The following is a 10,025-nucleotide window of genomic DNA, read 5'->3' on the forward strand; positions in this document are numbered from 1 at the left end:
AAAAAAGACTGCTGTCTTGCTTTTTGGCAAGATCGCAGCCTTTTTTCTTGGGGACTTTTTTTACAGCCCCTTTTTTTTCTTATTAATGAGCTGTCACGTCAGAAAATTCTATGCCGACCTGCTTGCCCTCATATGTTGCGGAATACTCGAACGTTGTGCCAACAACTGTCGCCTTGCCATTGCTGTCTATCTTGAGCTTGCACTTCGGAAGCTTCTGGATATAAAGCTGTTTTGTTTCCCCAGGATAGTTGTTGTCATATATCTGAAGGATATATTTTCTGTGGCAATCAGAATCCTGAATAAGTCCGATAGCGTTCACTGTATGAGTATCGTCTATAGTTGTAACAACTGGTATGCCAAGGCTGAGCTGGTCTTCAAGCTTTTCAAAGCCCTTACTGTCGTTGTTAAGGTTATACTCTGACGAAGAATCGTCCCACTGGAGGGCGTTAAGTCTGTAGAGTGCCTTTGCGAACTCTGCGTCATTTGAGGAATAGCCACCCTTTATTTTGCCAATGCCGTTTGCTATATCCATATCAAGCAGTTCTACCTTTTTCCAGCGGAGATTGCCGCCTGATATTTTCGTAACGTTCTTTACCCAGCCCTTGTTCTTGCTGTCATACTTATAGTCATCATTAAGGGTGAGAATATCCCCTGTGCAGGAATAGTCGAGATACTTTGTAACGTCTGAATATGTGCCCGCAAAAAGGTCTGAGGTTATCTTGCTAAGCGGCACTCTTTCGTCATACTGTTTACCAAAGTCTGTTCCGCTTATGTCATAGCCTGCGGCATTCACCTTTATGTCGCTCTTATCTGACGGAGTGATATCTCCAAGAGAAGTTTTTACATTTCCGAGATACCAATCTCTTGCCATAACAGCCATGCCGAAGTCAACACTTGCGGTAGTTGTTGTTCTGAAATTCTTGAATGAGAAGCCGTTCACCTTTGGGTCAAAGCCTGTGTTGTAAAGTGAATAACCTCTTACATTATCATCAGCGTTCGTGTATGTAACGATATCATAGTTCAGTGTAGTAACTATCTGCTTGTAAACGTCATTGAGGGCGTTTGCGTCAGAAGCTGAGTAATACTTTCCGCCTGTGGAATAAGCAAGCTCCTGAAGCCAATCTCTGTCAACATCTCTGCCAAGACCAACAGTGAGAACGATTATGTCCTTATCCTTTGCAGTATTTGCAAGGCTTGAAACGCTTGCAGGATTAAACTCGTCAGACTCGCCGTCTGTGAGCATCACGATGATATTTCTGTATTTTCCACCGGAAGTTGCCTTGAACTCGTCCATGCACTTTTTAAGAGCCGTCTGGCTGTGAGTGCCGTTAAATATCTCTTTCTCAGACTTTATCTTATCGAGAGCTTCCGTAAGCTTCGTCTTATCATCAGTGAAGTCTACCATCTTTTTGTAGCTTCCTGTGAACTTGCAAATGCCGACCTGATAGTGGCTCTCAAACTTGTCGATAAGATTCTTTGCAAATTCAAGACGCTTGAAGTCAACATCATTCTCAGAAGAAGTTACACACTGCTCCTTTGGATACATAGAGCCGGAGTTATCAACGAGGAAGCAGATCCTTGTTGTGGCTTCATCGTTTACAGTTTTCTCAACGCCTACCACATAAGTGCCAAGCTCTGTAAGAGAAGCAGAAACTGTCTTTTTGCTCTTGTCTGCCTTTGAATCCACCTTTGTGTAAAGGGTGGAGCGTGAATCAAATCTCAGCACTGTAAGGTCATCAAATGAATATCCCATTTTACTCAGCTTTGCAGAGTCGATATCAAAAGTTATCTTTGCCGAGTTGAACTTATAGTCAGAATAAGCGTCATAAGCCTTTGTGACGATACTTGCATTTGAAGAGATACCAAAGAGGTCAAGCTCAACGAGGGTCGCACTGGCAGCGTTTGCGTCGCCCTTTATTTCAAGGCGGCAGTCCCCTGCATTTTTTTCCACTGTAAGCTCTCTTTCAGCGTCATTGGTCTTTCCGTCAGACTTTGACTCTCTCGGATTTGTGCCTGCCATAAGCTCATAGCCGTCAAGAAGACCGTCGCCGTCAGTATCGGCTTCAATAGGGTTCGTGCCTAGCTTTATCTCATCGCCGTCGCTTATTCCGTCATTGTCAGTATCCTCGCTTTGAAGGTTAGTGCCATGACGTACCTCATCGGCATTCTTTATGCCGTCACCGTCCCAGTCCTGATCGTCAGAAAACTCCGACTCCTTGAAGGTAGTGCTTATATCAAGCTTTGTTATGACCGATTTAGCCATGGCGATACGGTTATTTTCCCTTATTTTCAGACCCACGACAACACAGGCAGCCACAAGGAACGCAAGCACTATACACAGCACCAGCAATGCTATCTTCTTTTTGCGCTTTCCTCTGTTCATGCTCTGAACAAAATCATTCGTATCAGAAAAATTTGCTTTCATAAATATTAATTCCCCTTATCAGATCACATATTTCACGATATTAATATTCTAGCATATATGTACCTCATTTGCAAGCAAAATAACCTAGAATAATTCACAAAATAAACTGTTCTTTTTTGTTTACAAACAGTATATCTTACCAAAACATTAACAAGATAATTCTTTTATTATTAACCTAAAATAAATTAAAACCTTCTTTTTCCACAAAAAAGGGCAGCCCCTCTCGGAACTGCCCTTTGGCATAATACTATCACTCTTCTGTAACAGTATTATAAATAACGTTCACAACGAAGTCCTTGTCATAATCTACCTGTAAAATAGAATCAGGCTCAAGCTCGTCTGCAATGATCTTCTTTGCGATAAGAGTTTCGATACGTCTTTGGATAAACCTCTTGAGAGGTCTTGCACCGAAGTTCTGATCGTAGCCCTGATTTACGATAGCTTCCTTAGCGGCGTCTGTTACCTCTATGCTGAGCCTCTTGTCTTCCAGACGCTTGCCAAGCTCTGCAAGCATAAGGTCAACGATCTTGTATATCTCCGTCTTCATAAGAGGCTTGTAGTAGATTATATCGTCAAGTCTGTTAAGGAACTCAGGTCTGAACTGCTGTTTCAGCAGAGCGTCCACCTTGTCCCTTGCCTCCTGAGATATCTCGCCCTCAGGTGTGATGCCCTCAAGGATATAAGGAGAACCGAGGTTTGAAGTGAGGATTATGATAGTGTTCTTGAAGTCAACCGTTCTGCCCTGTGAATCTGTGATACGTCCGTCGTCAAGCACCTGCAAAAGGATATTGAAAACGTCAGGGTGAGCCTTTTCGATCTCGTCAAGAAGAACTACTGAATAAGGCTTTCTTCTTACAGCCTCGGTGAGCTGACCGCCCTCCTCATAGCCTACATATCCCGGAGGCGCTCCGATAAGACGGCTTACGCTGAATTTCTCCATGTACTCCGACATATCTATACGAACGATATTGTTCTCATCGTCAAACAATGCCTGTGCAAGAGTTTTTGCAAGCTCTGTTTTACCAACGCCAGTAGGACCGAGGAAAAGGAACGAACCTATCGGCTGATTTGGATTTGCGATACCGGCACGAGATCTCATGATAGCCTCAGACACACGCTCAACAGCCTCGTCCTGACCGATAACTCTTTCATGGAGGATATCAGGCAAGTGCAAAAGCTTTTCACGCTCGCCCTCCATAAGCTTTGCCACAGGGATACCTGTCCAGCGGCAGATTATCCTTGCTATCTCTTCCTCTGTTACCTTATCTCTTAGCAGAGTGTTCTTTGTCTTTGACTTCTCTGCCTTTTCTTCTTCCTCGGCAAGCTGCTTCTGCAAGTCAGCCATTCTGCCGTATTTCAGCTCTGCAAGCTTGTTAAGGTCATATTCACGCTCTGCTCTCTCGATATCCTTTGAGCATTGCTCGATATCCTCACGGAGCTTCTGCACCTTAGAGATAGCAGACTTCTCATTCTCCCATTTAGCTTTCATCTCATTGAACTGCTCACGCATTTCTGAAAGCTCTTTCTGCACCTCATGGAGATGTTCAACTGCAAGCTTATCAGTTTCCTTTTTAAGGACAGTTTCCTCTATCTCGTGCTGGAGTATCTTACGTCTTATCTCATCAAGCTCTGTAGGCATTGAGTCCATTTCCGTTCTGATGAGTGCGCAGGCTTCGTCCACAAGGTCGATAGCCTTATCAGGGAGAAATCTGTCGGTGATATATCTGTTTGACAGAACAGCCGCCGCAATAAGCGCCTGATCCTGAATTTTTACGCCGTGGAACACTTCGTATCTCTCTTTAAGTCCACGAAGTATAGAGATAGTGTCCTCAACTGTCGGCTCGTCAACCATAACAGGCTGGAAACGTCTTTCAAGAGCAGCGTCCTTTTCGATATACTGACGGTACTCGTTAAGAGTCGTTGCACCGATACAATGGAGTTCGCCCCTTGCAAGCATAGGTTTCAGCAGGTTGCCTGCGTCCATTGCGCCGTCTGACTTGCCTGCGCCAACGATATTGTGAAGCTCATCTATAAAGAGGATTATCCTGCCCTCAGACTTCTTTATCTCCTCAACGACAGCCTTAAATCTCTCCTCAAACTCGCCTCTGTATTTTGCGCCTGCGATAAGCGCACCCATATCAAGTGAGAAAACCTGTCTGTCTTTCAGGCTGTCAGGAACATCTCCGCTGACGATACGCTGAGCAAGGCCCTCTGCAATGGCGGTCTTACCAACGCCAGGCTCACCAATAAGGCAAGGGTTGTTCTTTGTTTTTCTTGAAAGTATCCTTATAACGTTTCTTATCTCGCTGTCCCTGCCGATAACAGGGTCGAGCTTATTCTGTCTTGCAAGCTCCACAAGGTCCTGACCGTACTTTTTCAGCACGTCATATGTTTCCTCAGGGTTCTGGCTCGTTACCTGAGCATTTCCTCTTACAGCTTGAAGAACTTTCAGAAACTTTGTTTTTGTTACACCAAAGGTCTTGAATATTTCCTTCAAAGCGCTGTTAGGGCTGTCCATTATGCCCATAACAAGATGTTCAACTGAAACGTATTCGTCCTTCATTCTTGAAGCTTCCGACTCGGCTTCCGCAAAAGCCTTGTCAAGGTCGCTTGAAATGTATACAGAGTCCTGCGCACGTCCGCCTACCTGCACCTTAGGTATATCGTCAACTGCTCTTGTAAGAGCCGCCTCTATATTTTCAGGGGCGATATCCATTTTTACAAAAAGCTGCGGCACAAGACCGTTTTCCTGTGAAAGCAAAGCCAGCATAAGGTGCTGCTGGTCAACAGCCTGATTTGAGTTTCTTGAGGCAATGCTCTGCGCTTCCTGCAAAGCTTCCAATGATTTCTGTGTCAATTTCTGAGCGTTCATAAAATTACCTCCCTTATCATCTAAAAAGATATATGCTCACAGCAGGCGGAGCTCTCCGCCCACCGTTTAAAGAACGACAACGCCTTTTTTTAGATATCCTTCATACATTTCAGATACCTTTCTTGCCGCCGTTTCAGGTTCTGCGGCGTTGTCAAAGTAAAGCTGAATACAGCTGTCCATACAGCTTATATAATCACCGATAGCGTTCGCTATATCCTCGTCGGTCAGCTCCGACTGAGGCGGTGCGTAAAAATCTCTTGTAAATCTGCCCTCGGCTGTTTCATAAGGCACGCCAGTAGTGAAAAGATACGAAAGATATTTTTCTTCGAGCCTTGCCCACAGCTTAAAAAAGCTGTCAAGCATTGAAATGAGCTGTGTGCTCTGAGTTCTGAAAGATACTTTCAGCCTACCCACCTTTCCGTGAAAATCTCGGCTCAGCTCTATGCTGTATCGTATGGTCGGCTTATATTTATATCTCAAAGGACTTTTTATAGACATCATAGCGTCAGAGGGCTGATTAAGGGTCTGAAACCTGCTGTCCATAAGCTGTTCTATTTTAGCGAATATCTCACGCATTCTTTTTTCAGGGGTGAGAAGCTGGACACGCTCTGCCAATATCTGATTTATCAGATTTGAACGACTGGTATTCATGGAATATGCCAGCCTGTCGATAGCCTCCACCACATCGTCTGCAAGCACCAGACTATACACGCTCTTGTTCACTTTGCTCTCATTCCTTTCTTTAAGGCGTTCCCATATGGCGTCGCCTTTTATCACTGTACTTATTATACCACATTCTAATAATTTGTCAATAGGATTATATAATTTTAATTACGAATTATATAGATGCACAATAGAATGTATGTTCTGCACCTCTAATTTGTGCAGTTTTATTGAAAACTTGTCAAAAGTGTGATATAATAACAGATACCAAGTTGGAAAGGCGTGATAAAAATGCTCAAAGGCGTTATATTTGATATGGACGGACTAATGATAGATACGGAAAAGCTGCTCACAAGGTTTTGGTGTGAGGCGGCGAATCATTACGGCTATCCAATGACAAAGGAACACGTTCTGGGCATACGCTCTCTTGCAGCGAAGTATGCTATCCCACATCTTAAAGGCATTTTCGGAGAGGATTTTGATTACTACAAAGTTCGTGCAAAGCGTATCGAGCTTATGAACGAGTTTATCAGGCAAAACGGCATAGAAAAGAAAAAAGGGCTTGATGAGCTTCTTGACTATCTTGACAGCACAGGCCTAAAAAAAGCCGTTGCCACTGCCACCGACTTACAGCGCACCACGCTGTATCTCAGTTCTATAAATATCATTGACAGATTTGACAAGCTTATCTGCGGAAACATGATAGAAAACGGCAAGCCTGCCCCTGATATTTATCTCGCCGCCGCAAAGGAGCTGGGGCTTGACCCTGGCGAGTGCATTGCCCTCGAAGACTCACCAAACGGCATACGCTCCGCCCACGCCGCAGGCTGCAAACCTGTTATGATACCCGACCTTTCACAGCCTGACGAGGAAACAAAAAAGCTTCTGTATGCCTGCTGTGATGACCTTTCCAAGGTCATAGGTGTGATACAAAAGCTTTTAAGATGAATATTCTGCCAATTCATGTAGGGGCGAACATTGTTCGCCCGCTTTTTGTAAAAACCTTATAAAAATTGATACAATGTTACACGAATTGACACAAACGCTACATAGGGATAGTAAAACCGATAGCTTTATCACTTCGACGGGCGAACGCTGTTCGCCCCTACACTGACTACACTGATTTGCAAAATAAAATACAAAAATGCGGATACCTCCACGATATCCGCATTTATTTTTTATCCTATCTAATTAATCCTCGACCTCAGAAACAGAAGACGTGTCAGTGTCCGTCTTGCTGTCCTTATCTTTATTATCAGAAGCCTTGCCGCCCAGATACTTTTCATAAATAGCTATCTGATCCTCAACAGACTTCAGCTCGTCCTTAGACTTTGTTGTAACACAAATATATTTGTGTCCGTTATCATCAAGTATAGTTGAAAGGGTGTACTTTGCTTCGTCGGTGAAGCCTGTCTTTCCGCCCTCGATGCTTATGCCGTCGTCAGCCTCGCCGTCACCGTCACAATCCACATAGTAGCCCTCGATTCTCTGTGCAACAATGCTTGTAAGCTCGATACCGTCCTTGTGCTGTTTTGTCTTTGAAGTTGTGTACTTTGTTGCTGTAAGCACTTCACGGCAAGTTTCGTTATCCATAGCCGCCTTTGTGATAACTGCGATATCCTGCACTGTGGAATAATGATTTTTGTTGTGCAGACCGCTTGCATTCACAAACTTCGTGCCAGTAAGACCAAGCTCCTGGATCTTAGCGTTCATAAGCTCAACGAACTTCTCCTCTGAGCCTGCAACTGCGTTTGCAAGACCTGTTGTGCCGTCAGCACCGCTCACAAGGATAGCTGAATAAAGCAGGTCTTTCATTGTAACAGTTTCTCCGGCTTCAAAGCCTGCTCTTGATGCGTTGTCCTCGATAAGAGGGTCGATATCATCGCTTGTGAACTTATATGTAGCGTCCATATCCTGAATATTCTCTGCGGCTACAAGAAGCGTAAGCATCTTTGTAAGAGAAGCAGGATATACCTTTTTCTCGTAATTATAACCTGCAACTATCTCGTTTGTGTCAGCGTCAACAAGTATAGCTGAGTTTGCTGTCATACCCTTTATATTTATATCCTGATAATTTGCAGACTTCACAGGATAATTGCTCACAGGCTCTTCCACAACTGATGAAAGGTCGTCAACCTCTGAAACCTCCTCAGAAGAGCTTTCCTCAGGTTTGCTGTTCACCTTAACAACTGCGTCTGCCACCTTGCTTGCCTGAATGGTATATCTTCCTGTCACCACCAGTGCCGCCGAGCCAACAGCCACAAGCATTATAACTATAAGCACAGCAACTATAGCTGCACCGCCCTTTTTGTTTGTCCTCTTCATTTTTACAACAATTCCTTTCCTGGTGCTTATACTGCACCTATCTCCTCTTTTTCTTCCTTATGACCATATTTCGCTTCATACTCGTTAAGAGTATCGTGACAATATTTAAGTATATCTCTTCTCGTCACAATACCTATAAAAACTTCCCTGTCATCAATAACAGGCACAAAGTTCTGATCCATTGAAAGAAGTATCAGATCCTCGATAGTAGAATAAACATAGACGGGTTTCATTCTAACACGCCTTGTTATCTCGCTTATCTTATATTTTTCCAGCTCACGCATATCCTGAATGCCATTATTGAGCATGAACCACAGAAAGTCGCCCTCTGCAAGGGTCTTTACATATCTGCCCTCACGGTCGATAACAGGCACAGCGGTAAAGCTGTGATTTTTCATTTTCTCAAGAGCCTGCCTTGCTGTGTTGTCATCATAGACAAAATCCACGCAAGCCTTCGGCTTCAAAAACTTTAGTATATTCATTTATATATATATCCTCTTGTAAGCATACGTTTTTATGCGGTAACGACCGCACCTATAATTATACCAAAAAAACGCATACAAGTAAAGCATAGAGAGGGCATTTTCCGCCCTGCGTTTTCAACAAATCTCCACGCTGAAATTGTGCATTTTGACTTACTGCTGTGCAGACTTGTAGCCGTATGTGTAAACAATGCTCACAAAACTGTCATAGGATATGGTCTTAAGATCGTCCGTCTGATATCCCCCTGCACTGAGATCGTCTGTTGTAACGCCTGCTTTGTTTAAGATACCCTGACAATAGCCAAGCCTCTGATCCTCTGACATACTGTCAAAGTCCACAAGACTTGTCGCCTGAGATACGTCAAACAGGCTGTCGTCAGCGTCCCCCGAAAGCTCGTCAACAGTGTATTCTGAAACTGTATCATCTGAGCCTTCAATGGTAAAGGTCTGCGTGTATTTTTTTAAGCTTCCGTCAGATTTATCAAAATACAGGTCGATAGCAGTAATGTACGTGTCGCCCGTATAAGTGTACTCCTCAATATCGAAATCATCAGCCTCATCACTGTTTATATGACCATAGGTTCTCGGCAGGTTTTGCTTGACTATGCTTTCAAGAACGCCGTCAAGCTCCGTCACGTCTGACTTGTGATAAACACCGGTCACGTTATCGTAATCATATCCTGCTCCGTCAACATAGATAAATCCGCTGGTGCCTATATCCGATGTGACTTTCAGATAGATGTTTCCGCCCTTTTTGGCTCTTACTACCTCCTGCTTTGAGCCGTCGTCCTCTGTGCAGGTCGTTTTCAGAGTGTAGTCACCGTCAAAGATCGCAGCAGTTTTTGTAATAAGCTCACCCTGCTCGTTCAATACCTTACTATCCGCATCACTCTCGTCACCCTTGCTGTCCTCAGACTTTGCGCTGTCGGCATTGTCGGCTGTTGAAACGTTCGCCTTGCTCTCTGTGACAGAAGAGCTGTCCTTACTATCCTTTGAACAGCCAGCTGCACACAAGCATACCACGCAAGCGCAGAGAGCCGCACATATTTTCTTTATATCCATATGTCAATATCCTTTCAGACCATGTACTATATTTCTTTTTCAAGACAATACTGCTCTTAACATTATACACCCCTTAAACTTTTATGTCAAGAGATAAGGCAGAGCGTAAAGATCGATGATTGTAGTGCTACAATAGATATTGGACAAAATTAAGAAAAAAGAAAAGAGAGATAGGCAAAAATCTGATAAAATAAAG

7 protein-coding genes are annotated in these 10,025 nt (G+C 43.8%); 1 reads left to right on the forward strand and 6 read right to left on the reverse strand.

Features of this window, described 5'->3' with window-relative positions:
• Nucleotides 1-82 precede the first annotated feature (82 nt).
• The 3 genes from AB5123_RS13035 to AB5123_RS13045 form a co-directional block, all read right to left on the reverse strand.
• The gene (locus tag AB5123_RS13035; protein WP_337811948.1) at nucleotides 83-2,425 is read right to left on the reverse strand and encodes a VWA domain-containing protein; all 2,343 of its coding nucleotides are present in this window, start codon (nucleotides 2,423-2,425) and stop codon (nucleotides 83-85) included.
• Between the two features lie 250 nt (nucleotides 2,426-2,675).
• Nucleotides 2,676-5,297, reverse strand: coding sequence for an ATP-dependent chaperone ClpB (gene clpB / locus AB5123_RS13040; protein WP_041337359.1), 2,622 nt, complete (start codon nucleotides 5,295-5,297; stop codon nucleotides 2,676-2,678).
• A gap of 66 nt (nucleotides 5,298-5,363) precedes the next feature.
• The gene (locus AB5123_RS13045; protein WP_270763056.1) at nucleotides 5,364-6,020 is read right to left on the reverse strand and encodes a CopG family transcriptional regulator; all 657 of its coding nucleotides are present in this window, start codon (nucleotides 6,018-6,020) and stop codon (nucleotides 5,364-5,366) included.
• Nucleotides 6,021-6,251: 231 nt separating this feature from the next.
• Here AB5123_RS13045 and AB5123_RS13050 point away from each other — a divergent pair, with 231 nt between their 5' ends.
• The gene (locus AB5123_RS13050) at nucleotides 6,252-6,908 is read left to right on the forward strand and encodes an HAD family phosphatase (RefSeq protein WP_278340360.1); all 657 of its coding nucleotides are present in this window, start codon (nucleotides 6,252-6,254) and stop codon (nucleotides 6,906-6,908) included.
• Between the two features lie 243 nt (nucleotides 6,909-7,151).
• Here AB5123_RS13050 and AB5123_RS13055 read toward each other — a convergent pair whose 3' ends face one another.
• The 3 genes from AB5123_RS13055 to AB5123_RS13065 form a co-directional block, all read right to left on the reverse strand.
• Nucleotides 7,152-8,285, reverse strand: a complete 1,134-nt coding sequence (locus tag AB5123_RS13055; RefSeq protein ID WP_288163013.1) for a D-alanyl-D-alanine carboxypeptidase family protein — start codon at nucleotides 8,283-8,285, stop codon at nucleotides 7,152-7,154.
• A gap of 26 nt (nucleotides 8,286-8,311) precedes the next feature.
• Nucleotides 8,312-8,767, reverse strand: a complete 456-nt coding sequence (locus tag AB5123_RS13060) for a CBS domain-containing protein (RefSeq protein ID WP_046441579.1) — start codon at nucleotides 8,765-8,767, stop codon at nucleotides 8,312-8,314.
• Nucleotides 8,768-8,920: 153 nt separating this feature from the next.
• Nucleotides 8,921-9,829: a hypothetical protein gene (locus AB5123_RS13065; RefSeq protein WP_337811946.1), complete on the reverse strand. Its 909-nt coding sequence runs from the start codon at nucleotides 9,827-9,829 to the stop codon at nucleotides 8,921-8,923.
• Nucleotides 9,830-10,025 lie beyond the last annotated feature (196 nt).

The organism is Ruminococcus sp. RTP21204st1_B2_RTP21204_210225 (assembly GCF_040914135.1).
Classification (GTDB): domain Bacteria; phylum Bacillota; class Clostridia; order Oscillospirales; family Ruminococcaceae; genus Hominimerdicola; species Hominimerdicola aceti.

Bases quoted from the DNA above. Each gene is read 5' to 3' on its own strand.
- AB5123_RS13035 (WP_337811948.1), bottom strand. From the start codon at position 2,425: ATGAAAGCAAATTTTTCTGATACGAATGATTTTGTTCAGAGCATGAAC.
- clpB (WP_041337359.1), bottom strand. From the start codon at position 5,297: ATGAACGCTCAGAAATTGACACAGAAATCATTGGAAGCTTTGCAGGAA.
- AB5123_RS13050 (WP_278340360.1), top strand. From the start codon at position 6,252: ATGCTCAAAGGCGTTATATTTGATATGGACGGACTAATGATAGATACG.
- AB5123_RS13055 (WP_288163013.1), bottom strand. From the start codon at position 8,285: ATGAAGAGGACAAACAAAAAGGGCGGTGCAGCTATAGTTGCTGTGCTT.
- AB5123_RS13060 (WP_046441579.1), bottom strand. From the start codon at position 8,767: ATGAATATACTAAAGTTTTTGAAGCCGAAGGCTTGCGTGGATTTTGTC.
- AB5123_RS13065 (WP_337811946.1), bottom strand. From the start codon at position 9,829: ATGGATATAAAGAAAATATGTGCGGCTCTCTGCGCTTGCGTGGTATGC.